Raw genomic sequence first — 732 nt, 5'->3', positions numbered from 1 at the left:
TCTAGTGTAGATGATGATTCTGGTAGAGGTGATGATAGTTGGAGCTTGAACAAAGATGCCACATGGAGTCGATTAACGCATAGCGACGTCACTAAAAGAAATAGGGTGATTAATTCGCCAGTGGTGAGTTTTAAAGACAAACTTTGGGCAATTGCAGGGAGAAACGATATTTCAGTACTTCAAAGTTCTGACGACGGTAAAAACTGGGATAACCACACGATTATCAATAATTCCATGGTATCAAGTCGCAATGAGCATGGTGTTAGCGTTTATCAAGATAAGATTTGGGTCGTTGGTGGCATTAATCCACGAGAGAGCCGAAGCAATGAAGTATTCTCCTCTATGGACGGTATTAACTGGACCAAGCACGACAGTAACTTGCCTAATATCAGTCGTTTCACCATGACTGTGTTCGAGAACCAAATGTACCTCTTTGGTGGTGTTCAAGGAAATGGTGTTTCAAATGCTATCTGGAGACAATTACCCACTTCAGATGTATGGGAGAAAGTTGATGTTTCAGGTACCCTCGAGCCATTACAAGATGCCCGCATGGTGGCTCTTGGCGACGCTCTTTATATCATTGGCGGATACGCTGAGACTACAGAAGATGTATCTAAGAAAATTTATAAATTGGCACTAAATAGCGATAATACATTCACTGCGACCACCGTTGTAACAGAGGTTCCCTTTGGCCCCCGCTACGGCGTTGCAACCATTAACTACCAAGATAGC

The 732-nt window shown here is 43.0% G+C and carries 1 protein-coding gene; it reads left to right on the top strand.

Features of this window, described 5'->3' with window-relative positions:
• On the top strand, positions 1–732 hold a 732-nt coding region (locus AC1EU0_RS19175; protein WP_480304377.1), incomplete at both ends, for a Kelch repeat-containing protein.

This window comes from Parashewanella sp. 2210YD4-3, from assembly GCF_056591735.1.
Note: the sequence above shows the minus strand (reverse complement) of the source record. Positions and strands in the feature narration are given on the sequence as shown.